The organism is Streptosporangium sp. NPDC049046 (genome assembly GCF_040649155.1).
Lineage (GTDB): Bacteria > Actinomycetota > Actinomycetes > Streptosporangiales > Streptosporangiaceae > Streptosporangium.
In genome coordinates this window covers 136843-163587 of sequence record NZ_JBEZEZ010000003.1, presented here as the reverse complement: position 1 = coordinate 163587, position 26745 = coordinate 136843, and the positions used below count along the sequence as shown (strand labels likewise).

Annotated in this window: 18 protein-coding genes; 3 read left to right on the top strand and 15 right to left on the bottom strand. The window is 69.3% G+C overall.

Annotated features, from left to right (window positions below; all coding sequences use genetic code 11):
* Positions 1-154: 154 nt before the first annotated feature.
* From AB0B96_RS05130 to AB0B96_RS05065, 14 genes are all read right to left on the bottom strand, one after another.
* Positions 155-1486, bottom strand: coding sequence for a UDP-glucose/GDP-mannose dehydrogenase family protein (locus AB0B96_RS05130; RefSeq protein WP_362896656.1), 1332 nt, complete (start codon positions 1484-1486; stop codon positions 155-157).
* A gap of 39 nt (positions 1487-1525) precedes the next feature.
* Entirely contained in the window at positions 1526-2698 is a 1173-nt protein-coding gene (locus tag AB0B96_RS05125; RefSeq protein ID WP_362896654.1) for a right-handed parallel beta-helix repeat-containing protein, read from the bottom strand.
* 3 nt (positions 2699-2701) lie between these two features.
* Complete coding sequence (locus AB0B96_RS05120) at positions 2702-4660, bottom strand: right-handed parallel beta-helix repeat-containing protein (protein ID WP_362896652.1); 1959 nt, start codon at positions 4658-4660, stop codon at positions 2702-2704.
* On the bottom strand, positions 4657-7035 hold the full coding sequence (locus AB0B96_RS05115; protein ID WP_362896650.1) for a right-handed parallel beta-helix repeat-containing protein: 2379 nt from the start codon (positions 7033-7035) through the stop codon (positions 4657-4659). The genes AB0B96_RS05120 and AB0B96_RS05115 overlap by 4 nt, the downstream gene beginning before the upstream one ends.
* Position 7036: 1 nt before the next feature.
* On the bottom strand, positions 7037-8254 hold the full coding sequence (locus AB0B96_RS05110) for a glycosyltransferase family 2 protein (RefSeq protein WP_362896648.1): 1218 nt from the start codon (positions 8252-8254) through the stop codon (positions 7037-7039).
* 324 nt (positions 8255-8578) lie between these two features.
* Positions 8579-9178, bottom strand: a complete 600-nt coding sequence (locus tag AB0B96_RS05105; protein ID WP_362896646.1) for an ABATE domain-containing protein — start codon at positions 9176-9178, stop codon at positions 8579-8581.
* A gap of 157 nt (positions 9179-9335) precedes the next feature.
* A complete protein-coding gene (locus tag AB0B96_RS05100) occupies positions 9336-10775 on the bottom strand; it encodes an MFS transporter (RefSeq protein ID WP_362896644.1) in 1440 nt (479 codons plus the stop codon).
* 1 nt (position 10776) lies between these two features.
* Positions 10777-12252, bottom strand: a complete 1476-nt coding sequence (locus AB0B96_RS05095; RefSeq protein WP_362896642.1) for an aspartate kinase — start codon at positions 12250-12252, stop codon at positions 10777-10779.
* 210 nt (positions 12253-12462) lie between these two features.
* Entirely contained in the window at positions 12463-13518 is a 1056-nt protein-coding gene (locus AB0B96_RS05090) for an acyl-CoA dehydrogenase family protein (protein ID WP_362896640.1), read from the bottom strand.
* Positions 13515-14651 (bottom strand): acyl-CoA dehydrogenase family protein, encoded by a 1137-nt coding sequence (locus tag AB0B96_RS05085; RefSeq protein ID WP_350942853.1) that lies wholly within the window; start codon positions 14649-14651, stop codon positions 13515-13517. Before AB0B96_RS05085 ends, AB0B96_RS05090 begins: the two co-directional genes overlap by 4 nt.
* Positions 14648-15466: an alpha/beta fold hydrolase gene (locus AB0B96_RS05080; protein WP_362896638.1), complete on the bottom strand. Its 819-nt coding sequence runs from the start codon at positions 15464-15466 to the stop codon at positions 14648-14650. Before AB0B96_RS05080 ends, AB0B96_RS05085 begins: the two co-directional genes overlap by 4 nt.
* Positions 15466-18759: an amino acid adenylation domain-containing protein gene (locus tag AB0B96_RS05075; protein WP_362896636.1), complete on the bottom strand. Its 3294-nt coding sequence runs from the start codon at positions 18757-18759 to the stop codon at positions 15466-15468. The genes AB0B96_RS05080 and AB0B96_RS05075 overlap by 1 nt, the downstream gene beginning before the upstream one ends.
* A 17-nt stretch (positions 18760-18776) precedes the next feature.
* A complete protein-coding gene (locus AB0B96_RS05070; protein ID WP_350942859.1) occupies positions 18777-18953 on the bottom strand; it encodes an MbtH family protein in 177 nt (58 codons plus the stop codon).
* Between the two features lie 5 nt (positions 18954-18958).
* The gene (locus AB0B96_RS05065; protein WP_362896634.1) at positions 18959-22042 is read right to left on the bottom strand and encodes an amino acid adenylation domain-containing protein; all 3084 of its coding nucleotides are present in this window, start codon (positions 22040-22042) and stop codon (positions 18959-18961) included.
* 929 nt (positions 22043-22971) lie between these two features.
* Here AB0B96_RS05065 and AB0B96_RS05060 point away from each other — a divergent pair.
* The 3 genes from AB0B96_RS05060 (at position 22972) to AB0B96_RS05050 (ending at position 25922) form a co-directional block, all read left to right on the top strand.
* Positions 22972-24132 carry an argininosuccinate synthase domain-containing protein gene (locus AB0B96_RS05060; RefSeq protein WP_362896632.1) on the top strand — a complete coding sequence of 387 codons (1161 nt, stop codon included), beginning with the start codon at positions 22972-22974 and terminating at the stop codon, positions 24130-24132.
* Positions 24133-24213: 81 nt separating this feature from the next.
* Entirely contained in the window at positions 24214-25197 is a 984-nt protein-coding gene (locus tag AB0B96_RS05055) for an aldo/keto reductase (RefSeq protein ID WP_362896630.1), read from the top strand.
* On the top strand, positions 25194-25922 hold the full coding sequence (locus AB0B96_RS05050; protein WP_350942864.1) for a sulfotransferase family protein: 729 nt from the start codon (positions 25194-25196) through the stop codon (positions 25920-25922). Before AB0B96_RS05055 ends, AB0B96_RS05050 begins: the two co-directional genes overlap by 4 nt.
* A gap of 165 nt (positions 25923-26087) precedes the next feature.
* On the opposite strand, the gene AB0B96_RS05045 is transcribed toward AB0B96_RS05050, so the two are convergent.
* Positions 26088-26684, bottom strand: coding sequence for a GNAT family N-acetyltransferase (locus AB0B96_RS05045; protein WP_362896628.1), 597 nt, complete (start codon positions 26682-26684; stop codon positions 26088-26090).
* Positions 26685-26745: the final 61 nt, after the last annotated feature.

Here is a 26745-nt window from a genome sequence, read left to right as displayed (position 1 = left end):
CGCCGAGCCGTCGAAGCGTCCGGCGTCCCGGAAGGCCGCGCGCGCGAGCAGAACACCATCCGGTCGTTGACGGTGCTCTGTTAGGAAATCACGAACCACATCCCCTCCTGCGTGGACGCGGAGGGGATGTACCGCTGAGCGGGTGGGCGAGTGGTCAGGGGCTGCCCAGTGCCCGGTATTCCCAGCCCGCCGCCCGCCAGGTGTCCGCGTCGAGCGCGTGCCTGCCGTCCACGATCCGGGGGTGCTTGACCACGCTCGCCAGTGCCGAGGGCTCGATCTCGCGGAACTCGGCCCACTCGGTGAGCAGGACGACCACGTCCGCGTCACGGGCCACGTCCAGCGCGCTCGTGCCGTACCTGAGTTCCGGATAGGTGCGGCGCGCGTTGTCCATCGCGGCCGGGTCGTACACCCGGACGTTGGCGCCCAGGCCGTGCATGGTCCTGGCCACGTCCAGCGCCGGGGCGTCCCTGATGTCGTCGGAGTTGGGTTTGAAGGCCGCGCCCAGGCAGGCGATCCTCTTGCCGTCGAGCCGGCCGTCGAGCAGTTCCCTGACCAGGTCGATGGTCCGGGAACGGCGGCGCCGGTTGATCGCGTCGACCTCGCGGAGGAAGGACACGGCCTGGCCGACGCCGATCTCCTCGGCCCGGTGCGCGAAGGCCCGAATGTCCTTGGGCAGGCAGCCGCCGCCGAAGCCGAGGCCGGGCTGGAGGAACCGGCCGCCGATCCGGTCGTCATAGGCGAGGGCCTTGGCCAGGTCGCGGACGTCGGCCCCGGTGGCCTCGCAGACCTCGGCCATCGCGTTGATGTAGGAGATCTTGGTGGCCAGGAACGAGTTGGCGGCCACCTTGACCAGCTCCGCGGTGGCCAGGTCGGTGACGACCACCGGGGTACCGAGGTCGAGGATCGGCTGGAACGCCGCGGTGAGGCGTTCGCGCGCCCATTCGGAGGTGACGCCGAACACGAGCCGATCGGGCTTGAGGGTGTCGTCGACGGCGAAGCCCTCCCGCAGGAACTCGGGGTTCCAGGCCAGCTCCACCTCCTCTCCCGCGGGGGCCAGCTCGCGCAGCATGCCGGCCAGGCGGGTGGCGGTGTTCACCGGGACGGTCGACTTGCCGACCACCAGGCAGCGCCGGGTCAGGTGGGCGGCCAGGTCGCGTACGGCGGCGTCGACGTAGGTCAGGTCGCAGGCGTCCGAGCCGGGCTGCTGGGGGGTGCCGACGCAAACGAAGTGGACGTCGCCGTGCTCGGCGGCCTCCGCGTAGGAGGTGGTGAACCGGAGACGGCCCGACTCCAGGGCCTTGCCCAGTAACTCGGGCAGGCCGGGCTCGAAGAAGGGTACTTCTCCGGCCTGTAGTTTTTCGATCTTCTTGCTGTCCACGTCGAGGCCGACCACGTCGTACCCCAGCGACGCCATGCAAACCGCGTGCGTCGCGCCGAGATAGCCGGTTCCGATCACGGTCAATCGGGGGAGCTCGGCTTCGCCCATATCCGTCGTCCTATCTACTACTTGTCTTCGGGCTCTTGTTCAGGAACAGTCGTCGGCCTTGGAAAGGGCTCCGCCGGTGACCTTGTTGTCGCAGGTGATCGTGTTTCCGCCGACCGTGTCGTTGATGCCGAAGCCGCCCGAACCACCAAGATCGATGGTGTTGGCCTGGAACACGTTTCCGGTGCCCCAGCCATTTACGATCTTGTGAGTCTGGAATCCGTCCCCGTTGCTCTGGCTACCGGTGTTACCGCGAATGAGATAGCCGTTGCCCTTGACGTCGACCCATGAATCGTTGTGCTTGGAGCCGCCGAGGCGGGAACCGTCGAAGACGTTGTCGAGGATGCGGCCGTCCGAGGTGCCCTCCTTGATGTCGATCGCCTCGGCGGTGGCCCGGATGACGTTGCCGCGCACGGTGTTGCGATCGCTGCGGTCCATCTGCCCGCCGGAGAAGGCCGCCCAGTTGCTCTCCGCGGTGCCGAGGTAGACGCCCTCGCCGAACTTCTCCCGGCGCAGGCCGGTCGCGTAGATCATGCAGTACTGGACGGTGTTGTCGCTGCTGAAGTTGCGCAGGTGGATCGCCTCGTCCCCGATGTGGTGGACGGTCAGCTGCTGGATGATCGTGTTGCCGGTGCGGTCGGCCATCACCCCCTTCTGGCTGTTGCGGACGGTGAAGCCGACCAGCCGCCAGTGATCGACCTCGTTGAGGTGGAAGGCGTAGCCCTTCTTGATCCCGCCGCCGTCGATGATCGCCTCGGGCGGGCCGCAGACGAAGATCGGTTCGGCCTCCGTCCCGGAGACCGCCGCCACGAACCGGCCGCTGTAGACACCGGGCTCCAGCCTGATCACCGCGCCCGGCTCGACCGCCTCAAGGGCCTCGGCGAGTTCGGTGGCGTCCGTGACGGTCACCGTGGCCTCGGGGCACTCGACCAGCCCTTTCCCGAGGGGTACGGCGATGGCGGGCGGCTCCTGCGACGCGACGAACTCCTCGGCGTCCTCGTCCCTGTCCTCGTTCACGTCATCCTCCGCCCGCGCGGTGTCGTCCTCCTGCTGTGCGGCCGGCGCGTCCGCGCTTTTCGGCCGGATGTCCTCGATCGCGGTGCCCGGCTCCTCCGTACCGCCGAACAGCCCGCGCAGCAGCACTACGACGATCACCGTGATGACCGCCCCGGCGAGCATCCCCACCAGGGTCTTCCTGTCAATGTCCAGGCGCATCGCTCAACTTCTCTCGGCTGGAGTCTGGGTGGCGGCGGTCCGCAGGAGCTTGGCCGGTCGCTCTTCCAGCAGTGTCTGCTTCTCGTACGGGTGGACGAACCGCCGGCCGGCCCGCGGGCCGTCGCCGCGTAGTGCCCGGAGCGCCGAGAGCACGATCAGGGAGATGACTCCCAGCCAGATCAGGTTCATCGGCTTGGCGATCCGCTTGACCATCGTCCAGAAGCCGGCCGTGTCCTGCCAGCCGGTGGTGTTGTTCTGCGCGACGGTGGTGGCTCCCTTCGCCCGGCCGGTGTCGAGCGCGCTGCGGCCGGCACCGCCCAGGGTGTTCCCGGTGATCGTGGTGCCCTCGGCCTTGCCGAGCAGCGAGATCGCGTGCAGCGAGGCGGACTCGACCGTGTTGGCGGAGATGGTGGCCTCGGAGTCACGGAGGTAGATCGCGGTCTGGGTGTCCCGCACGATGTTGCCGCTGATCCGGGCCCCCTGAACCCCGCCGCGCAGCGCGATTCCCTGGCTGCGCTGGCCGGTGAGACGGTTGCCGGAGACCCGGACCCCGGTGGCGTCCTCGCTCACCACGATGCCCATCTCCCCGCCGATCACCTCGGTGGTCTGTACGACGAGCTTGACGCCGCCCTGGATCTCCACGCCGTAGCGGCCGTTGTCCCGCGCCGTGCTGCTCGTCACCGAGCTGCCGCCGAAGCTGCGCAGCGACTCCCCGGACGCCGACGGCCCCCGGGCGAGCGGCAGGCCGCTGATGGTGAAGCCGTTGCCGTTGTTGCGCTCGGCTCCCGAACCGGTGATCGTGACGTTCTGCGTGCCCCTGGACAGGACGAACCCGTCACCCCTGCTGCCGGTCACGGTGGTGTTCTCGATGGTGGCGTTGCGCGCGAACCGGTGCAGCAGGATCCCGTGGACCAGGCTCCCGGTGACCGAGACGTTGATGATCCGGGTCTCGTTGGAGGCCGTGATGAAGATCCCGTACGCGTTGCCGGTGACCTTGGTGTCGGTGATGTCGCCGGTGACCAGATTGGCCTCGGGCAGCCGGTAGGCGACCCTGCCCCGGCCGGCTCCGTTGGTGATCTCGACCTCGTTACCGCTGCCCCTGCTCGGCACGAGGAGGCCGTTGGGCAGGAGCGCCCGCTGCTGGGAGGAGGCTCGCTTCGGCCGGGAGGTGGGGTTCGGCGAGGAGGTGGGCGACGCCCCCGGCAGGGAGGCGGGGACGGTCACCAGATCGGCGTTCGTGGTCGGCCGGTCACTGCCGGTCAACGCGAGCCCGCCGGTCGGGCCGCTCCAGAATCCGAGATGCTCCACCGTCGCGTGGCTCATCTTGAGTTCCCCGCCGATCACGCGCAGGTAGGCGCGTCCGTCGGAGACCTTGGTGTCGGCCGTCCTGTCGTGTGCGTTCCAGCTGGTGATCCGCACCGGGTTTCGTGCCGAACCGTTGATTTTGATGTTCGCGCCGAAGCTCACGATCGACACGAAGGCACCCGGGTCGCTGCGCATCCGGATCACCAGGGGGCCGGTCGCGTTCTGGAGCACGACTTTGGCCCCCGGACCGGCGAACAGGTTGATGCCGAGCACGTAGGAGCCGTCCGACTGCTTCTGGAAGTGCTCCTGGCCGAGGCGTTCCAGGTCCGCGACCCGGTACGGCTCGCGGCGCTGCGGTAGCACGAGCGTCTGGCCGTTGGCCGAGCTGGAGATGTGCGGCACGCGGGATCTCGCGGCGGCGGGGCCGCCCCGCGCCATCGCCGAGGTCAGCGTCGCCCGGGTCTGCATGATCCGCAGATCCTCCTGGTCGACCAGGGCAGACTGCTGCTGTGCCTCCACCGCGGGCACCTCGTTCACGCCGGGAGGTGGCACGGGGCGATCGATGTAGGAGAGGTATGTCCAGGTACCGGCCGCGGACAGGCACAGGGCCAGGAAGATGAGGAGGGTACGGCTCCTCTTCCGGGGTGGCGGGCTCATCCCCTGCCTCCCACGGGAGCGCCGCCGACGGAGGGACCGCCGATTGAGGGGCCGCCGATGGAGGGGCCCGTCATGTGGACCGGGTCGAGGTGCGGCGAGGACGGCCGCCGGCGCCGTGCAAGATGCCCGTCGGCGGGCACCGGGTGGTCCGGCGCGGGCACGGCGGCGTGGCGCAGCACCTGGAACCGCCCCTCGGCGAGCAGTCGCTGCTGCTCGTAGGGGTTGCGGATCTCCCTGCGGCGTTGCCTGCGTTCCACGACAGCGCGGGATCGGATCGCCGACACGATCACCAGGAGGATGACCGCGGCCCAGATCACGTTCATGGGCTTGACGAAGCGTTTGGCCTTGACCCAGAACGACGACGTGTCGTTCCACTGGTCCTCGTCGTTGTTGTGCTTGTTCACCGTGTCGGCGGCCCGTGCGACGCTGATCGCGCTCGTCCCCGAACCGATGACGGTGTTGCGGGTGATCTCGGAACCTGCCGCGTCGCCGACCACGGTGATCCCGTGGGCCTTGGGGTGCGACAGGGTTGTGATCTTGTTTCCGATGATCATGCCGGCGGAGTCGCGGAGATAGATCCCGGTGACGGTCCCGGCGATCGTGTTGCCGGCCACATGCGCGCCGGTCGCCCTGTCGCGCAGCGCGATCGCCTGTCGGCGCTGGCCGGTCAGCCTGTTGCCGGAGATCTGCACACCGCTGGCGCCCTCGCGCACCACGATTCCCATGTCACCGCCGATGATCTCGCTGGTCTGCACGGCCAGCCGGCTGCCGCCGAGCACCTCGACGCCGTACCTTCCGTTGTCGCGGGCGGTGCTGCCGCTGACCGAACTGTCACCGTAGACGGCGAGCGACTCGCCGCTCGCGGACGGACCGCTCGCGAGCGCCCGTCCGTTGAGCGTGAAGCCGTTGCGCCCGTTCCGCTCGGCCAGGCAGTCGACGACCTTCACCTTCTCGGTCGCCCTTGACAGCACGAAACCGTCGCCGCCGCTACCGATCACCTCGGTCCTCTCGATCGTCGCGTTCTTGGCGAACCGGTGCATGAACACGCCGTGCACCAGGCTGTCGACGATCCTGTTGTCGATGATCTGTGTCTGGTTCGAGCCGGAGACGAAGACGCCGTAGGCGTCGCCGGTGATGACGCTGTTCTTGATCGATCCGGAGACCAGCTCGTCGGCGAGCACGTGTGAGGCGGTGCCGGGGCCGATCGGAATGGTCTCCACGTCGCCGAAGTTGCTGCCGCCCCGCTCGCCCTGCTTGGTGTTCGCCAGCCGTTCCCGCTTGTCCTGGTGACGCTGGTCCTTCGTCCGGTGCCGGTAGACACTGGCCGGTCGCTCGGTGCCGGTGAGCGCGATGCCCCCGGTACGGCCGCTCCAGAATCCCAGCTGGGAGACCTGGGTGTGGGACATCTCGAACTCGCCGCCGACCGCCCGGATGTAGGCGCGGCCGTCGGTCGTGGTCGTGTCCGGCTTCTGGGTCCGCACGTCCCAGCTGGTGATCCGCACCGGCCTCTTGGCGGTGCCCTTGATCTCGATGCCGCCGCCGAACGTGATGATCGAGCTGAACGAACCCGGCAGGCTGCCCATCCGCAGCGTCAGCGGGCCGCGCAACTGCAGGCGCGCCCCGTCGGCCACGAAGACGTGGACGCCGAGCAGGTAGGAGCCGTCCTTCAGCCGCCGTAGGTACCGGCCCTTCTCGACGGCCGCCAGATCCTTGAGGGTGTACGCGGCCTCGGTGTTGCGCGCGGGCAGCACCAGCGTCCTGCCGTGCGCCGACACGAAGACCTGGGGCTGCTTGCGCTGGGCGGCCGCGATGCCACCGCTCTGCAGCATGGCCGTGAGCGCGGCGCGAGTCTGGATGATCCGCTGGTCCTCGACGTCCACCAGGATCGCCTGCGCCTCGGCGTCCTCCGCGGCGAGGGTGCCGGCCTCCAGGATCGCGTCGTCCGCCATGATCGCGTCTTCGACCAGAGCCGGGCTCTCCTCCAGGTCGGGGTCGTCCGTCGCGGAGGTCGGGGCCGGGCCGGAGGTCGGGGCGGGGCGGGTCGGCGAGGTGGGAGCGGACGTCGGCTCCGAGTCTTCTCCCGTGGCCGGGTCGGTTGTCCGGGTTGTGGTGGCCGTCGGCCTCGGTTTGGCGGTGGGGGTCCGGGTGGCCTTCGGGGGGGAGTCGTCCTCCGCGGAGGGCTTGGGCTCTGGCGACGGGTCGGCCAGGAACGGGTTGTCGTCCGAGGGCGCGCTGCCCGTCGGAGACGCGCTGGGCCCCGAGACCGCCTCGGAGTTCCCTCCGGGGGTGGGGGAGGAGAGGGCGACGGCCGGCCCGCCCCCCAGCCCGACCGTCAGCGTCGCCGCGCCGAGCAGCACGGAAATGGAGCGTTTCACCTCAGCTCATTCCCTGCAGGGTGGCGGCGCTCTGGCCCGCCCCGCCCACCTGGTCGGAGGTACGGGTTAGCCAGCCCTGCTTGTTCATCGTGAGGAACGCGTACAGCTTGATCGGCAGCGCGATCATGATGACCACCAGGCAGAGCAGCGGCAGTAGCAGGATCTCGCCGGGGTGACGGCGCAGGTGCGACCAGCCGCGGACGCCCCGGCCGAGGAGCAGCCAGCCGACGGCGAGCCCGATGCCCAGCGGGGTGAGCTCAAGCCTGCTGAAGAACAGGTAGGCGAGCGTGACGCCCATGGTCACCGGGGTGAGCAGGATCTGCAGCACGGTCACCTTGGTGACCAGCGGCGTCTTCCACAGCCATCCCTTCCACAGCGCGGTCAGGTAGCAGCGGTAGGAGTTGCGGCTCCAGCGGACGCGCTGCTTGACGAAGGCGCGGAAGGAGTCGGGGAACATCGAGATGGCGCGGGCCGAGGACTGGTGCACGGTCTTGTACCCGGAGGCGAGGACGAGCCAGGTGAGCCGGCCGTCGTCGCCGGCGATGCACCGGCGGCCGAGGAAGAACTCGTTCTCCAGGTGGGTGAGCACCGGGAGGATGGCCTTGCGCCGGTAGGCGGCGGTGCGGCCGGACAGGCAGGCCACCCCGCCCCTGCTGCCCATCGCGGGCACGTAGTCGTAGTAGCGCAGGTTGACCAGCCAGTCGGCGATGCGCCGCCAGACGCTGCTGGTCCGCTGGTACACGTTCTGCTGGGTGCCGACCCCGCCGACCGACGGGTCCTCGAACGGCATCTGTACGGCGTCCAGCAGGCCGGGCTGCCACCAGGTGTCGGAGTCGGCGAAGACCACGATCTCGCCCTGGGCCGCCCGGATGCCGACCCCGAGCGCGGAGCGCTTGCCCGAGTGCTCGTACACCAGGACACGCAGCCGGGGGTCTGTCACCTCGCGGAGCTTGGCATGGCAGTCGGTGTCCCCGACGTCCACGACGATGATCACTTCCTGGGGGTTCTGGGCCAGCCAGCTGTCCAGGCATCGCACCAGGATCTCGGCATCCTCCCGGTAGGACGGGACGACCACGGAGACCGTGGTCCGGTAGCCGTTCACGACCGGCTTGGCCAGCCGGGACAACACCACCCGATAAACCCACAGGCCCCAGACGAGCAGGCCCGCCAAGCCCAGCGGAATCAGATCCCGCCAGGTTCCGTTGGCACTGGATCGCACGATCCATTCGTAGGCAGCATCAAACCAATTCACGGCGGATTCCACTGATCCTTCTGGGCGTGTTCGCCCCAAGATGCTCGTGCGGCTGCGGGGAGGAAAGGTCCCTTACCTGATAGATCGGGACAGTACTAAAGCACCTTTCCGGCAGCGTATTGGAACGATGCAATTGTTACGGTATCGAGGAGATTTGCACAAGATGTACGTGGGGCTGGTGAAACAACGATTCGATCATCACGAGCCCGGGGTTTTCCGCGGCGTGCGCCTCATATGCGCATGTGCCGCCCTGGATCCCGCCGCATGGTCTCACCCCGTGGGTGAGGGGCGTCAGCGGTACGTCTGGCGGTGGCGGCGCGCCTTCTCGCGGTTTCCGCAGACGCTCATGCTGCACCAGCGGCGACGTCCGCCTCGCGAGGAGTCCAGGAACAACCAGCCGCATCGCCCGCACGTCCTGATCCGACCGGGCGGGAGGGTGAAAACCGCGTGAACGGTCAGCAACGACAATGTCGTGGGGATGGCTCCGGGTGCCGTCCAGTCGGCGGTGTAGCCGTCGAGCGCGGCGTCGATCCGCTGGACCTGCCCGGCTCGCGTTCCCTTACCCGCTCGTTGCAGGAGTGCGCCGAAGGGTTCGGTCGGCACGGTCTCGCCGTCGGCGATCGCGCTGAACACGGCCCACGCCTGCTCGCGAACGGCCCGGACCTCACGTACGAGACCGCTCACGGAGTCCTCCGCCAAGGACGGCACCTCGTCGAACAGGCCGGCGGACGCGCACCAGGTGAGGACGTCCGAGGGGGTGTTCAGCAGTTCGACGTCCTCGGCCGGGAGCGTGCGGTCGAAGACGGTGTTCGTGAGGTCCAGGACCGGATGGCCGCCGACGAAATGGGTGTCCTGCCAGGGCGGCCGGGCCTGGGGGGTCAAAGTAACCATTGTACTGAGTGTATATGGTTTTCCGCCGGTGGCCGGTGGTGGTGTCGGGGGGTGGGGTTGGCCTGCCGTGCGACTCGGGGCGGCGGGTGGGTCGTCGAGGTGGCGTGCGGCGGTCGTGTGGGAGCCGCGGTCACGCGGCCTACGTGATCTACGCGGCCTACGTGACCCGCACGGCATCTCCCTTGAAACGCCTCCTGAGAAGGACGGTCGTCACGATCGCCACGGCGGCGAACCCGACCGAGCACCAGAGGGACCAGCGCCAGCCCATGAGGACGGCCTCGGGGCCGGCGGATCCGGCGGCGAAGTGGGCGGCCACCGAGGTCACGACCCCCACCCCCACGGCGAGTCCCAGCTGCTGCGAGGCGTTGATCAGCGCGCCGGCCGTCGCCCGTCGCCCTTCCTCGGCGCCGTTCGTGCCGGCGATGCTCGTCGTGATCAGCGCGAGGATGTGACCGGCGGCGTTCACGGAGGTGCCGATCAGGATGAGGGTGAGTCCGTGGTCTTCCGGCAGGCCGACCATGACCACGATGCCGATCGTCTCGACGACGATTCCGTAGAGGAGGACACGGTACAGCCCGAAGCGTTCGACGAGCTTTCCCGCGTAGATTCCGGTGACGACCGCGATCACGCCCGAGAGGGCGAACGCCAGACCGGTCGCGAGCGCGCCCAGACCGAGATGTGTCTGCAGGTAGAGGGTGAGGATGAACAGCATTCCACCGTAGGAGCAGACCAGCAGGACGGTGACGAGGTTGGCCGCGCCGATGGCGGCCGTGCGGAAGATGGAGATCGGCACCAGCGCGTCGTCCTTTCTGGACTGAGTCCAGACGAAGAGGGCGATCGCCGGCACCGCGATCCCCGCGGAGAGCAGGATCGGAGCCGACGACCAGCCGTACTTCTCACCTTCGGTGAGGGCGAACACGAGGGCGACCATGCCCGTGGTCGCGAGGACGACGCCGATGACGTCGAGGTGGCGGGAGGCGCGCGTGTCCCGGCTCTCGTCGAGATGGACCCTCGCGAGGAGGCCGGCGACCACGACGACGGGTATGTTGATCAGGAAGACGGACCGCCATCCGGCGTACTCGGTGAGAACACCCCCGAGCACCATGCCGGAGACGAACCCCGCCGACAGCGCCGCACCGTAGACGCCGAGAGCGCGTTCGCGTTGCGGTCCTTCCGGAGTGGCCGCCTGGAGCAGCCCCAGACCCGCCGGGGCGATGAACGCGGCGGCGACGCCCTGCAGGGCACGGCCCGCGATGAGCGCGGCCGGTGACCAGGCGAGGCCCGCGAGGAGCGAGGCGAGGCCGAAGCCGACAAGGCTCCAGATGAACACCCGCTTTCTTCCGAAAAGATCGGCGACCCTTCCGCCCAGGAGGAGGAAGCCACAGAAGGTGAGCGGGTAGGCGGAAAGCACCCAGGCGATGTCACCTCCGGAGCCGAAGTCCAGACCCTCGCGGATGCTCGGGGCGGCGACGTTGATGATCGAATAGTCGACGGCGACCAGGAACTGGGTGCCGCAGATGACGGTGAGCTGCCAGAACCGCCGGGACCCGAACGCGATCTCGGCGCTTCCTGTCGTGTGTGACGATGTCGTCTTCATCTCACCCGCCTTTCGTCTCTGCCGACCATCGGGCCGGAGATTCCAGGAGATGGGGTTGGGCCGGTCCCTGCGCGGTCGTGTCCCGGATCTCGCCCGTTCCCGCTGGAGCCTCGGCGCGGGCGTGCGGGGTTCCGCGTGCCGGTTGACCTGCGTGGGAGTAGGGGGCCGCGTGGGTGTCGCGGGGAGAACGACCCGGGTACGAGGAGAGGTCCGCGTGGGTGCCGCCGGGAGAACGACCCGCGTGGGAGTAGGGATCCGTGTGGGTGTCGGCGGAGAGGAACATCCGGTGGAGCTGCCTGACGGCGTTGAGCACCTCGTACTCGGCGCAGGTGATGGAGATCCGCCGGGTACGGACCGTCATGTCCCGCACCGTGACGCCGTGGGTCGCGAGCGCGCCCGGAAGGAGTCGCACCTGGGGGTGGCGGGCACAGAACCCGTGGCCGACCAGCGACACCTTCCCCACCGGCCCTGACCAGTGGCACTCGCCGAAGGCGCCCGCCGCGCGCAGGTCGGCGAGCACCCCGTCGACCTGGTCCTGGTCGGTGGCCTTCACGACGAACCGCAGGGAGTGACCGGAGCCGTCGGCGGCCAGGTGGTCGAGCATGTCCACGGACAGCGCGGGGTCGGCCAGCATGGCGGCGATCGTGGTGAGGGCGGTTGGGACGACCCCGTCGAGTCGGCAGCGGAGCTGACCCGTCCGGTGGGCGACGCCGACGGCGGTGAACCGCTCGCCGTCCGGCGGGGTGGTCGAGCGGGAGCCGGTCACCCAGGTGCCGGTGGTCTCGGTCGTGCTGGACCGGACGTGGAGGGGAACACGGTGGGTACCTGCGTACTGGACGCTGGAGTGGGCGAGCACCGTGGCGCCGCCCGCGGCCAGCTCGGCCATGTCCTCGTAGGAGAGGTGGCTCAGTTTGCGGGCTTCGGCGACGTATCGGGGATCGGCGGTGAACACGCCCTCGACGTCGGTGAATATCTCGCACACCTCGGCCCGTAGTGCGGCGGCGAGGGCGACGGCGGTGGTGTCGGAGCCGCCACGGCTCAGGGTGGTCAGCTCGCCGCTTTCCGCGGCGATGCCCTGGAAGCCGGTCACCACGGGGACATAGCCGGCCTGGATGCATTCGCGGATCAGTTCGGGGTGAACGTTGACGATGCGCGCGCAGCCGTGCACTCCGTCGGTGATGATGCCGCCGTCGCGGGCGTTGAACGAACGGGCGGGTACGCCCAGCTCGTGCAGCGCCATGGCGAGTGCGGCGGCGGAGGCCTGTTCACCGGTGCTGAGCAGTATGTCCAGTTCCCGGGCGTGTGGATTGTCGGTGAGGTCGCGTGCGAGTTCAAGCATGGCGTCGGTGGTGCCGCCCATCGCGGACACCACGACGGCCACGGATCCATCGGCGGCGGCTATGCGCTGCGCTGCGTGACTGATCTTGCTCACGTCACCCAGTGATGTTCCGCCGTACTTCTGTATCACCAGGCCCATCGTTCACTCCTGCGTCACGTGCTTCCTTGAGAACCATCCGGGCATGCTCGGCCGGGTTTCCGGCTCGACGGTCGGCGCGGCCGGTGCGGTCGAAGTGACCGGCCCCATCGGCGTGGCCGACACGGTCGGCCGGTCGACGCGCGAGGTGTCGTCGCGGCCGGGAGGCCGTTCCGCGGGTGCGGAACGGCCTCCCGGCCGCCGCGGCCTCCGTCATCGTGTTTCCCGGCTTTCGCGCCGCAGCCGGGACGGTGTGCCGAGCCGTACCGATTCGGCCGCCGCCCACCTGTAGTACAGCTGCGCGTCGTTGTCGGACCGCATGCCCGCGGCACCGTGGATCTGCATGGTCCGCGTCGTGACCGTACGGGCCAGGTCCGAGGCCGCCGCGAGGTTGGCCGCCGCGTGCGCGGCCGCGTCGCGGTCGTGCACCAGCAGGCGCGTCGCGTCGATGTGCATCGACAGCTCGCTGAGCCGGAAGGACAGGGCCTGGAACCTGCCGATCGGCCGGCCGAACTGGCGGCGTGTCCTGGCGTGGTCGACGGCGTGGTCGAGCGCCGCCTGGGCGAGGCCCACCAGATACGCCGCCTGGCGCACCCGCGCGTTGGCGAGCGCCGTCTCCCACGCGGCGGAGGAGTCGGCCCGGGCCACCGCGGGCGTGCCCTCGAACTCGACCCGGTACGTCTCGCCCCGGCTCGTCTCCTCGTGGCGCCGCATCGTGATGGACGGATGGCCGGCACGCACGAGCGCGAGGCGCGGCCCGGTGGTGCCGGCGCCGCCCGCGTCGGCTCCGTTCATGTCGGCTCGGCCCGCGTCGGTTCCATCCGCGTCGGCTTGGCCGACGCCGGCTCCACCCACGCCGACCTCGCCCACGACGAAGTGGTCGACCTCCGCCGCGAACCCGACGAAGGCCCGTCGCGCGGAGATCGCACCGTCCTGGTCGGACCATGGCTCGGCCGCGACCGCGAGCGCCACCGGTTCTTCGCCGAGGTCGTCGGGGAACAGCTCCCGCGCGGTGAGCGTGTCGAGCAGCGGCCCCTGGTACAGCACCGACCCGAGCAGTTCGGCGAGCCGTACGGTGTCCGAGGTGTGCAGCGCACCGAGCCCGACCAGCCCCTCCCACACCATCGCGCGGGTTTCGCGGTTGTCGTCGTCGGTCTCCCCACCCGCCGGGCGAGGCCGATCGGTCATCCGCCGCACCAGCGGCGCCAGATCTCCGTCGAAGAAGTCGGCGAACGCCGTACTCTCCGCTCTGGTCTCCACTGTGGTCATGACGGCAACCCCAATTTCGATGTGGCGACGAAGAAGAGCATGATCTCCGAGGAGCCCTGGGCGAGTGTGAGTCCCGGAGCCTCGCGGAACGCGGCGTCGAAGACGCCCTCGGCGATGGCCTCGGGGTCGCGTGCGTCCAGCAGCGCCCGTGGTCCGAGCAGTTCGACCGCCGCCAGCGACACCTCCTTGGCGGTCTCCGACGTGTACCACTTGGCGGTCGCCGAGTGGACCTCGTCGGGCCGTCCCTCGTGCAGGTTGGTTATGCACCGCCAAGCCAGCAGGCGGGCCGCGCGCACCCGGGTTTCGAGCTGGACCAGCCGCTCCTCGCAGCCGGGCGGCGCGTGCTCGCGCAGCGCGGACAGGGTGCGCTCGGCCTTGGCCGAGTGGTCCAGCCCGGTGCGCTCCAGCGGGAGCACCTTGCCCAGCACCTGCCACCCGTCGTCGACGTCGCCGAGCACGTCCTCGGGCCCGAGCCGGATCCCGTCGAGCGTCACCAGGTCGAACCGCTCCTCGGACAGGTTCCACACCGGCTCGATGACCGTGCCCACGCTCTGCAGCGGTACCAGGAAGAGCGTGATCCCCGAGAAGTTCACCGGGCCGGTCGACGTACGGGCCGCGCACAGCGCGAACTCGCTGTGCTGCGCCTTCATGTTGTAGATCTTCCGCCCGTACAGGCGCCAGCCGTCGCCGTCCGGCTCGGCGCGCGTGGTCAGCGACGCGAGGTCGGAGCCGACGTCGGGCTCGCTGAACAGCACGTTGGCCGTGATCTCGCCGCGCGCCAGGCCAGGCAGGAACCGGTCCTTCTGCTCCGGCGTGCCGAACAGGTGGATGGCGTTCCCGACGATGTCGACGCCGAGCGAGTGCACGTTCTCGGGGACGCCGTGGCGGATCATCTCCTCGGTGAGGATCGCCTTCTCCACGATCGTGGCGCCCGATCCGCCGTACCGTTCCGGCCAGTTGATCGCGAGCCGGCCGAGCTTGCCCAGCCGTCGATGCACGTCGAGCAGGCCGCTCTCCTGCCCGTACGGCATCCGCCGGGACTGTGCGATCTCCGCGCTCACCGCGTCCTCGCACAACAGCCCGCAGACCTCTTGCCGGAAGCCGTCCTGCTCTGGCGTGAAGGCCGGCATCATCGGACACTCACCTCGCTTAATCTGTCGCGCATCACGTCCGCCAGGGCTTCGACGTGTGCTGGTTGGAGCATGGTGTAGTGGTCGCCGCGCACCACCTGGATCTCGTCGGCGTAGGCACGCCAGCCGTCGAGCTTGTCCGGGTCGGCGTCCTCGGCGCACAGCAGCACCACCCGGCCGTCCACCCGGGTGGGACGGAACGTCAGGAGTCCGCGTACGTTCGCGGCGAACACCGGGAATCGTTCGGCCATCTCGGTGGTGTCCGGTTCCGCGCCCATCTCCGCGACGTCGGCGGCGAACCACGCCCGCAGCTCGTCGTCGCAGGGATGGGACGGTTCCTCGGGGAGGGCGGTGTCGAGCGCGAACGTCACCGCGACGTCGCCGTCCTGGCGCGCCATGTCGAGCGCCACCGCTCCGCCGACCGACCAGCCGCCCAGGTGCAGCGGCCCGTCGGGCCGGACCTCGCGGACCGCGGCGAGGTAGGTGGCCGCGAGGTCGGACAGCCGCCGCCCCTCGGTCACGCCGCCGTGCAGGCCCGGGTCCTCCAGCGCGTAGACGGGCCGGTCGTCGCCGAGCAGCGCGGCGAGGGTGACGTAGGGCGCCACCGATCCGCCCGCCGCGTGTACGAGGAACAGCGGTGGTTTCGTGCCCCCGTGACTGAGCGGCACCAGCGGAGACGCGGGCGGCCGCTCCTCCGCCGGGGCGGAGGGGGCCCTCCGCAGGGAGAGGGCCTCCTCCCGTTTGAGCCGGAGCCGGAGCCGGAGCCGCAGCAGCGCGTCTCGTTTCTCCTCCAGGGTGGAGGGACGCGAACCGCCCATCAGCTCGACTCTTTCAGCAGCCGGTCGAGTTCCTCCTCGGACAGATCGGCGACCTGAGCCTCCAGCTGTGCCACCTCGTCGTCGCCGAGCAGCGCGCGCTGCGCGTCGTCGACCTGGGCGGCGAACTGGCTGAGCAGCGGGTAGCTGAACAGCCGTCGCGGGTCGAGCGTCACCTGGAAGGCGTCGCGTACCCGCGAGATCATCTGGGTGACCTGCAGCGAGTTGCCGCCGAGGACGAAGAAGTTGTCCTGCGCGCCGACGCTCCCGGGGTCGAGGCTCAGCAGGCTCTGCCAGATGTCGGCGAGTCGGCGCTGCGTCTCGGTGGTCAGCTCGACCTGGCCCGCGTCACCCTCGGGGCGAGGGTCGGGCAGCTTCGTCTGGTCCACCTTGCCCGTGGAGGTGAGCGGGAGCCGGTCCAGCCGCACGTAGTCGGTGGGCACCATGTGCAGGGGCAGCCGCCCGGCCAGGTGTTCGCGCAGCGCGTCCGGCTCGAACTCGCCGACCACGTAGGCGGCGAGCCACGCCGACGTCGTGCCCGCGTCGCGTACGGTCACGACGCACTGCCGTACGCCGTCGAAGCTCTCGACGGCGTGCTCGATCTCGCCGAGCTCCACGCGCAGCCCGCGCAGTTTCACCTGACGGTCGACCCGGCCCAGGAACTCCAGGTTGCCTTCGCCGTTCCAGCGCGCCAGGTCACCGGTGGCGTACATGCGCTCGCCCGGTGTGGGGGCGAAGGGGTCGGGCAGGAACTTCTCGGCGGTCTGGTCCGGCCGGCCGAGGTAGCCGACGGCGAGACCGGCGCCCGCCATGTAGAGCTCCCCGGGGACGCCGACCGGCACGGGCCGCAACCTCTTGTCCAGGACGTAGGCGCGCTGGTTGTCCATCGCCCGGCCGATCGGCGGCGGCCCGTCCAGCGGCTCCGGCGGGCACAGGTAGTCCACGCACGTCACGGTGACCTCCGTCGGGCCGTATCCGTTGTGGAACTCGCGTCCCGGCTTGCGCCACCTGTTGACCAGGTCGGGGCCGAACGGCTCCATGCCGATGAAGCACACCCGCAGGTCGTCCAGGGCGGACGGATCGAGCAGCCCGAGCACGGCCGGGGGGATGTCGACCATCGTCACCCGCTCGCGGGCGAGCAGCACCTGCAGCGTCTCGGGGTCGAGCAGCTCCGAGCGCGGTGCGCCCACGATGGTCGCGCCGGCGGTGAGCGTCGAGAAGACGTCCGAGACGCTCACGTCGAAGGCGGGGTTGGAGAACTGCAGGATCCGGTCGTCCGGCGTCACCGAGAACATCCGCTGGAAGGTGGTGCAGAAGTTCGCGACCGCCCGGTGGGGGACCATCACTCCCTTGGGGGTGCCGGTCGAGCCCGAGGTGTAGATGACGTAGGCGGTGTCCTCCTGCGCCACGTGCACCGAGGGCGGCGAGGCCTCCCGGCCGTCGAGCGCGTCGGTGTCCAGCGGGATCCGCCCCACGTTCGGGGGCAGCAGGTCCACGAGGTCCGAGGTCGTGACGACCGCGGCCACGTCGGCGTCTTCGAGCTGGTAGGCGAGCCGCTCCGGCGGATACTGCGGGTCGAGCGGCAGCCACGCCCCGCCCGCCTTGAGCACGCCGAGTTCGGCGGCCGGCAGGTCGAAGCCGCGGTCGAGCAGCACCCCGACCACGCTCCCCGGCGCCACCTTGAACTCCTCGACGAGCGCGTGCGCCAGCCGGTTGGCGCGCTCGTCCAGCTGCGCGTAGGTGAGGTCCTCTCCGGCGAAACGCATCGCGACCGCGTCGGGCGCCTCGGCCACGCGCGCCGCGACCAGCTCGTGCAGCAGGCGTTCGTCGCGCTCGCCGGGCTCGGGGTTCCACTCGGTGAGCACGCGCAGGTACTCGCTGTTGGGCATGATGTCCAGCGAGTCGATCCGGGCGTCCGGCCTGGACAGCGCGTCGGTCATCACCGTCGTGAAGTGTTCCACCAGGCGCTCGACCCGCTCGTGGTCGAACAGCTCGGAGGAGTACTCGATCCACACGCCCAGTCCGCCGTCCGGCAGGTCGTTGATCTGGAACGTGAGGTCGAACCTGGTCGTCTCCGGCTGCGGGGTCAGCATCTCGACGTCCACGCCGGGCAGGCTCCAGCGCGCGATCATCGACTCGGGCAGCAGCGTGAACAGGTGCGCGACCAGCGGATTCCGTCCCGGAATCCGCTCCGGGCCGAGCTCCTCGATCATCCGGCCGAACGGCATGTCCTGGCGGGCCATCGCGTCCAGGACGGTGTCGTTGGTGGTGTGCACCAGATCGCGGAACACCGGATCGCCCCCGAGGTTCCCGCGGACCGCCACCGTGTTGGCGAAGAACCCCATCATGGGTTCGGTCTCCGAGCGGGTCCGTCCGGAGAAGACCGATCCGAGCGCGATGTCCTCCTGGCCGGTGTAGCGGTTGATCACGACCTGGTATCCGGCCATCGTGAGGGCGAGCAGGGAGACGTTCTCCGCCTGGGCCAGGTCGCGGATCCCTCGGGCGAGCTCGTCGGGCAGGCGGCCCTCGTAGATGCGGCCGGCCCCGGTGGGCGCCGACGGACGCTCCCGGTCGCCGCGCCACTCCAGCGGCTCCATCCCGTCCAGGGCGGAACGCCAGGAGTCGATCTGCTTGGCCGGCTCCTCGCTGAGCAGCCAGAGCCGCTGCCAGGCCGCGAAGTCGGCGGGCTGGAGGCTCAGCTCGGGGAACTGCGAGCCGCTCGGATCGGTGTAGCGGGCGGTCAGTTCCTCGGCGAACTGGCGCGAGGACCATCCGTCGATGACGATGTGATGCCACACGATGGACAGCACGTGGTCCTCGGGGCCCAGACGCAGTACGGCGAACCGGTACGGCGGCCTGTTGCGCAGGTCGAACTCCTCACGCACCTGGGCGTCGATCCATTCCTGGACGGACTCCTCGGTCCCGTCGACGACCGGCAGCTCCCACGTCTCCGGCGGCGGGTCGACCACCTGGAACGGCACGCCGTGCTCGTCGCCGAACCGGGTGCGCAGGCTCTCGTGCCGCGCGACGATTCCGCGCAGCGCCTCGGACAGGGCGTTCACGTCGAGCGGCCCGCGCAGGCGCATCGCGAACGGCACGTTGTAGACCGGTGCGCCCGCGACCATCTGGTGCAGGAACCACAGGAATCGCTGCTGCTCGGCGATCGCCATCTTGCCGGTGCGCGGGACGGCGACGATCCGTTCCCGTTCGGCCTTCTCCGCCACACGCTGGCGGACCTTTCTCTCCAGCAGGGCGCGTCTGATGTCGGCGACGTCACGCTCTTCGGGGTTTGCCATGATCTCCTTCTCCTCCTTCACCGTCGCACGCTCAGCGGTCGCAGATCGGTCCACACCCGCGCGATGTGTTCCAGGCACTCGCCCTTGTCGCCCTCGACCCCGGCCTCGCGCCAGCCGGGCGGGATCTCCCGGCCGGCGGGCCAGATCGAGTACTGCTCCTCGTGGTTGATCACCACGGCGAACTTCTCTTCCACAACGCCTACCTTTCTTGAGGTACGAAGGCGGAAATATCGGTTAGTTGACTGAGGTAGCGGTCGAGCGTCCCGAGCCCGTCCACCGTCGGCCGCGCGAGCGAGGCCGCGTGCCGGTCGAACCGCCGGGTGTCGAAGTGCCGGGAGCAGTCGGTGAACATCCGGTCGAACTCGACCGGCGCCGCGTCACGGCCGGCGGCCGCGGGCGGCAGCAGCAGGTGCAGCCCGGCGAGCCGCTCGTCGGGCTCGGCGATCGCCTCCAGGCGGTCGCGGAACCGCGCGTAGCCGACCCGGTCGAGCCCGCATCGGGCGGTGAGCACGTCGAACGCGTCGGCGAAGCGCAGCCTCGTCGGCCACAGCACGTGCATCGCGCCGTCGGGCACCTCGATGTCGCCGATCGCGGCGCCCGCCACGAACCGGCCGACCACGTCCACCGGCGTCACGTCGGCCTCGGCCTCCGTGGGGAACACGCATCCGGTGCGCGCGCACGCGTACAACAGGTTGTGCGCGAGTGAATCGGGGTTGGCCACGCCTGTCTTCCGGTGCGGCCAGACCTCACCGAGGCGGTACACCACCGAGCTGACGCCCTGGCGGTGCGCGTCGGCGAGCAGGTTCTCCGCGACGTACTTCGATCTGTTGTAGCCGTCCGCGGAGACCTGGTCCAGCACCGGGATCTGGTCCTCGGTGAAGCGGGAGGCGGCCTGCTCGCCGGGGGCGAAGATGCTCAGGGTGGACAGGGTGTGCAGGCGGGCACCACTCGACGCGAGTTTGATGAGCTCCTGCACGCCGAGCACGTTGGCCGGGCGGTGGTCCAGATAGCCGAACAGGAAGTTCACCGCGCCCGCGGCGTTGACGACACCGGAGACGGCCGACGCGATCGCGTCGAAGCGCCACTGCGGCAGGCCGAGCAGCTCGCTGCCCAGGTCGCCGGGAACGACCTCGACCCGTCCGGCCTTGATCGCCGCCGGTAGCTGCTGCCAGGCGGAGGTGAGCCCGTACCGGTCGAGGGCCTCGGTCAGCCGCCGGGCGCCTTCCGAGGGGTCGAGGCTCCGCACCAGGCAGATCAGCTCGACGTCGGAGCGGGTCAGCAACTCGGCGAAGATGTGCGCCCCGATGAACCCGGTCGCGCCGGTGAGCAGCAGCGTCCGAGGCGGGCGCCACGTCAGGTCGTGCTTGATGTAGGCGAGTTCGGCGCTGTCGTCGTCGACGCCCTCGGCCAGCCGCGCGGCCTGTGCGCGTACGGTCGACTCGACGAGCAGGTCCCTGGGCCGCACCGGCCTGCCCAGCCGCTCGCTGACGGCGGTGGTGAGCCGGTAGGCGCTCAGCGAGGTGCCCCCGTAGTCGGAGAAGGGGACGACCACCGAGACCTGTTCCCGCTCAAGCACCTCGCGCCACGCCGAACAGAGCAGTTCCTCCATCGGGTTGGCCGGCGGCTCGATGTGTTCGGCCGGACCTTCCTGCCGTGCCGTCTCGGCCACGATGAGCGCGGCCAGCGCCTTGCGGTCCGCCTTTCCGTTGCGGTTGAGCGGGAGCGCGTCGAGCACCACGATCCGGTGCGGGACCTGTTCGGCCGGTAGTTTCTCCGCCGCGTACGCGCGAAGTTCCTCCACGGAGGGTGTCTCGTCCGGTGAGCGGGGCGTGACGCAACCGACCAGGGTGGCCTCGGGCGCCTCGCCGAGCACGACCGCCATCGCGTCGCCGACGAGCGGATGGCCGGCGAGGGCGGAGGTGACATCGCCGAGTTCCACCCGTACCCCACCGATCTTGACCTGCTCGTCGAGCCGGCCGTTGAAGTGCAGCAGCCCGTCCTCGCCGACCCGCGCCAGGTCGCCCGTCCGGTACAGCCTCTCGCCGGGGATCTCCGGGAACGGGTTGGTCACGAGCACCCGCGCGGTGCGCTCGGGATCGTTGAGGTAGCCCGCTCCGACGCACTCGCCGCCGAGGTACAGCTCGCCGGGGGTGTTCTTCGGGAGGGGCCTGAGATCCTCGTCGAGGACGATCGCGGCGGTGTTGTCGATGGGGCGCCCGAGCGGGATCCGGTCGACGTCGGCGTCCGTGACGTCGTGGAACACCGACCCGATCGAACACTCCGTCGGCCCGAACGTGTTGGTGACCTCGAGGTCGGGCAGCAGCGCGCGCAGCCGGTGCACCACGGCGGGACCGGCCGTCTCCCCGCCGATCAGCATGCGGCGCAGACTCGACGTCGCGGTGCGCAGATCCTCGCGCGTCTCCAGCAGGGAGACGAACGCCGTGAGCACCGAAGGGACGAAGTCGGTCATCGTGACGCCGTAGCGGCCGATGGTCATCGCGGTCTCCTCAAGGTCGAGGATCCCGTCGCGGTCCGGCAGCACGACCTGCCCACCCGATGTCAGCGGCCACAGCACCTGCCACATCGAGGAGTCGAACGTGGACCGGCTGTTCTGCAGCGTCACGTGACCGGCCCCGTCACCGAACCGGCGCGACATCGCGGTCAACCTGTTGACCAGGCCGCGGTGGTGGTTGAGCGCGCACTTGGGCGTGCCCGTCGAACCGGAGGTGTAGAACCCGTAGATCAGGTCTTCCGGCCCGGGTGCACGGTCGGCGGGCGGCGGTTCCAGGTCGGCGGGATCACGCGGCGGTTTCGAGCAGTCGACGATCACCGTCGGAATGGACAATCGCAGTTCGGTGATTGTCTCCACCGTCGCCGGCGACGCCAGGACGGCGGGTGGCGACAGTTCGGCGACGATCGTCCTGAGCCGGTCGATCGGCCAGGAGGGATCCAGCGGAACGAACGCCGAGCCCGTCTTCATCACTCCGAGGAGCGCGGCCGGGAATTCGCGCCCTTCCGCTATCAGCACGGGTATCAAATGTCGTGTCAGTACGCCGTCGCCGATCAGTCGATTGGCCGTTGTATTGGCTGCGGCGTCGAGGGCGGCGTAGCTCATCGTCATGTCCCGATAGCGAATCGCGGGACGGTCCGGTGCGTTCTCCCGCTGTTCGTGGAACAGGTCGAGAACTGTGCTTTGCCGGGGGAACGCATGCTGCGGACCCAGTGATAAGTGAACGGCGGTTCGGGCATCGTCAATTAAGTGCGTCTGCTGATGGCTTGACATCGTGCTTCCATGGTCTCGGCTGGCAACAGGTCCTCTGTCAGGCAGATCGATCACTATTCAGCTAGGCGGGCTTCAGATAGCCGTGGCCGATTCTCGGCGAGCGTCACAAGGGTGGCGAAGGGGTGTTCACCGCGTTTTTCCGGCGCGCCTGGCGACTGCTCGGCTCTCGGTCGAATATGCGAAGTCGATAGGTATTCGTTCCATGACGGCTCGTGCGTGCGGTGACCACGCGTTTCCTCCCAACGCCAGTCGGTTTAGGTGCTGAACAAAATATTAAGTAACCGTCGTTAACTAATTTACGGGTTACTTCCATAGTGGGACACCTGCTCCGGGTTCGCAAGCTCGGGCGTCGCTGCGGTCGGCTGAAAGTAGCTGTGAACTGGTGAAATGGGCGCCAGGCTCGCATGGAGCGGCGACGGGCGTCCGGGCGACTCCTCGTCGTGGCGGCTTCGCGTCCCCATCCGAATCGGTGACAACACAAACGCTGATTCCGGATGTGCGGTCCGACCACCCGGAATGCGGAACAAAAGGCTCCGGTGCCGGTGCGACAGGACGTCGTCGTCCAGAGGGGGTGTGAAAGGCATGTCCGTCCGTACCCAACCCGATGCCCGCTAATCCACCGATCGCGTTTTTCTGTCAGATCCGCTCGAAAATGGACGATGACCAGCGGAGGACCAAAGAATGATCAATGCGACATCGCGGCCGATAAATTATCGGTGGGCAATCCGGGGCACCTCCCGGCGCTCTTGATCGACTTAACCGAATGGCCTGTAAGGGCGTCCGTAAAGATCGCTTCCGGCCGCCGGGATTCGATGCGGAGTTCGTCGGCCCGCGAGGAGTGAGGGATTGTCGTGCATGGGTAGTGTGGGTGAGTGTCGGCTTATTGATCATCGCGTCGCATCTCGCCCGGCGGGATATAGGAGGAGGCTGTGGAGCAGGTCAACGACAACACGCGGGTCGGATTATTCCAATCGGGAGGGCTCTCCTCCCTCGCCGTCGGAGTCTGGCTTCGCGAGACGTCCACTCCGGCGAGGCACTATCTCGCCGATATCGGTCAATCAGATATCGCGAATATGGACGCACTCGTTTCTTCTCTGCGAAGTTTCGGAGACGAGGTCGTCGTTATGGATTTACGATCGTCGATGGCCTCCATGGCGTCTGACCTGCTGCGGTACAGCGCCCGTCACGACGGCGGGTACTGGAACACGACCGGCGCGTCCCGCTTCGTGCTCGTCAACGAGGTCCTGCCGAGGATGCGGGCGGACGGATGCCGGACGTTCGTCCACGGCTGTGTCGGCGGGGGCAACGACCAGCGCCGGTTCGCGCGCTACGGCACCCAGGTCGCCCCGGAGATGTCCGTCGTCGAGCCGTGGACGAGCCCGCGGGCGCTGGAGAGGTTCCCCGATCGCGGCGCGATGCTCGCGGCGGTCACCGAGCACGGGCTGCACCTCGACCACGGCAGCGGCGCCGACCGGTCCACCGACGCCAACCTCGCGGGCATCTCGCACGAGTCGGCCGAGCTGGAAGACCTGGAAACGCCGGTCACCCGCCTTCGGCCGCGGTGGAGCCGATGGCCGGGGGATACCTCCGCCGAGCCCGAGACCGTCACCGTCGTCTTCCACGAAGGACGCGTCGCCGACGTCGACGGCAGCGGGCCGAACCCGGTCGAGTGGATGACGCGGGCCAACGAGATCGGGTCACGGCACGGCGTCTGGCTTCGTGACGTGGTCGAACGGCGCATCATCGGCACGGTCTGCCGGGGCGTCTACGAGGCGCCGGGGCTTGAGCTGCTCGAACGCGCGTGGACCCGCGTCCTGCAGGCCGGCCTCGACGCGGCCGGCCGCGAACTCTACGACCGGCTGGCAGGCGTTCTGGGCGCCGCGCTGTACGAGGCACGGTGGCTCGATCCCGCCGCGTACGCGGCACGGGACGCGATCGACCGGCTCGTCGGCGAGCTCGGCGGCAGCGTGACCCTCTCCGTCCACCGCGGCGTCGTCAGGGTCGAGCGGATGAAGGTGGCCGGTCACGTGGTGCAGCAGACACGGTTCGGCTCGGGCGGCAACCGCTGGAGCGAGGTGGTCGCCGTCTGAAAGGACCGTCCGAAAGAACCGTATGAACGAGCCATCTGAATGAGCTGTCTGAACGAGCCGTCTGGATGAAAGGAGGAGGCGATGCGTGAGCGTCGATTCGGCCGGCTGGGCTGGATGGTCGGCGACGTCGGCTACGGAATGTGGGGCATAGCCGGAGGCGAGGGCGGATGGACCGGCGCCGACGGCGAGACGGGCGACACCGCGTTGGACGAGGCCGTCCGGCTCGGGTGCGACTTCTTCGACACCGCCTGGATCTACGGCCGCGGGGAAAGCGAGAGGATGCTCGGCGAGTTGGTGCGGAGGCACCCGGAGCGTCGCCTGCGCATCGCGACCAAACCCCCGCCGAAGGATCGCGAGTGGCCGTCCACCCGAGACTCCAAGCTGTCCGACGTGTACCCGCCGGACTATCTCTGGGAGTGCCTGCACCGCAGCCTCGAAGGGCTGGGCACCCCGTCCGTCGACCTGTTCCAGTTTCACGTCTGGGAGGACGCCTGGGCACACGACGCGGCCTGGCAGGACGCCGTCATCGAGATGAGGGAACGCGGGCTGATCAAAGGCGTCGGCATCAGCGTCAACCGCTGGGAACCCTGGAACGTACTGGAGACCCTGAAGACCGGGCTGATCGACGCGGTACAGGTCATCTACAACATCTTCGACCAGGCCCCGGAAGACGAACTCTTCCCGGCATGCCGTGAGCTGGACGTGGCGGTGATCGCACGGGTGCCCTTCGACGAGGGCACGCTCACCGGCACCCTCACCCGCGACACCCGCTGGCCGGAAGGCGACTGGCGCAACACCTACTTCGTACCGGAGAACCTCGTCGCGAGCGTGGAGCGCGCCGAACGGCTGGCGCGGATCGTGCCCGAGGGCATGACCATGCCCGAGCTCGCCCTGCGCTTCATCCTGCGGAACCCCGACGTCACCACCGTCATCCCCGGCATGCGCAAGCCCGCCCACGTACGCGCCAACATCGCCGCCAGTGACGCCGAACCCCTGGGTGAGGAGCTGATGGCGCGGTTGCGCGAACACCGCTGGGACCGCCGGCCGACGGCGTGGTCGCAATGAGCGCCGCGTCGAAGCCCATCGTGCTGTGGGCCGTGCCCCGATCCCGGTCCACGGCGTTCCTGCGCATCATGCTCGAACGCGGCGACCTGGAGGTGGCCCACGAGCCGTTCTCGTACCTCCAGACGGACGGTCACTTCGAGTTCGCGGGCAGGCGCGCCACGTCGGCGATCGAGTTGCTCGACGCGATGCTCGAGGTGAACGCCGAAGGGCGGCGGGTGTTCGCCAAGGACACCTCCGACTACACCTACACCCCGCTGTTCGAGGACGAGCGCCTGTTCGGCGACGTGATCAACACCTTCATGATCCGGGAACCGCGGAGCGCGATCTCCTCGCACTACGCCGTCAACCCCGAGGCCACCCTGGAGGAGTACGGATTCGAATACCTGCACGCCATCTTCGACGCCGTGCGGTCGGCGACCGGCGAGATCCCCCTGGTGATCGACGGCGACGACCTGGTGGCCAGTCCGGAGGCGACGGTCCGGGCGTACTGCGAGCGGGTCGGGCTGGAGTTCATGCCCGAGGCGATGCGCTGGGACCCCGGCCAGCAGGCGAACTGGCAGCGTACGAACCGGTGGCACGCGGAGGTGGCCGAGAGCAGCGGGCTCGTCGCCAAGGCGCCCGAGCGGCGTGAGACGCCCGACACCAACGAGCACCTGCGCCGCGTCGCCGAGCATCACCAACCGTTCTACGACGAACTCGCGCGCCACCGCCTCACCTGCGGGTAGGGCCGGGGAGCGGTGACGTGCCGGTGTCGTGACGCGAGCGCGTGCCACCGTCCTACCGGCCGGTGGCAGAGGGCGGTGACGTGCCGGTACGTCGTGACGCGGGCGTGCGTCCCGCTCCGCCGGACGCACGAGAGGGATTCACCGGTCGACCGATCATGCGGGGCATCACCCCAGCTTCCGTCGCATGATCGGCCGATCGTCGCGGGGACGGGCCACCTCGGAGAATCCGGCGTCGAGGAAGGCGCTCGCTATTCCCGTCATCGCCGTGTCCGCACCCGCGCGTTTCCCTTCGCGAGGCTCGACCGGATAGCCCTCGGCGATCTCGTAGCCCGCGGAGGCCGCGTAGTCGCAGACGGCCTCCAGAACGGCCGGCAGCAGCCCGGAGCCGCGATGTCTCTTCTGGACGTAGACGCACGCGATCGCGCAGACCGGCTCGTCGTCGACGCTCGCGAGGAGCGGCGAGCGCTCCAGCCGGGGGAACGACGAACGCGGCCCGAGCGAGCACCATGCCACCGGCGTGTCGTTTTCGTAGACGACCACGCCGGGGGCCGGGTCACGCTGGGCGAGACGACTCATCGCCTTCTTGTTCCCCTCGCCCTTTCCTTCCGTCCACTCCGCGATGGACAGCCGCCAGTGCATGCACCAGCACCCGCGGGCACCTCCGTTGCTCCCGAGAACCGTCTCGAAATCGCTCCAGGTCTTCTTGGACAGCTCTTTGGCGGTGAGGGGGCCGGACGCTTTCCGATCGCTGCGGGTGGTCATCTCGAATCCTCCGACTGGGGTTGAAGGCTTGACGTACGTGAGCGGTTCCTGGCGCGCGCCT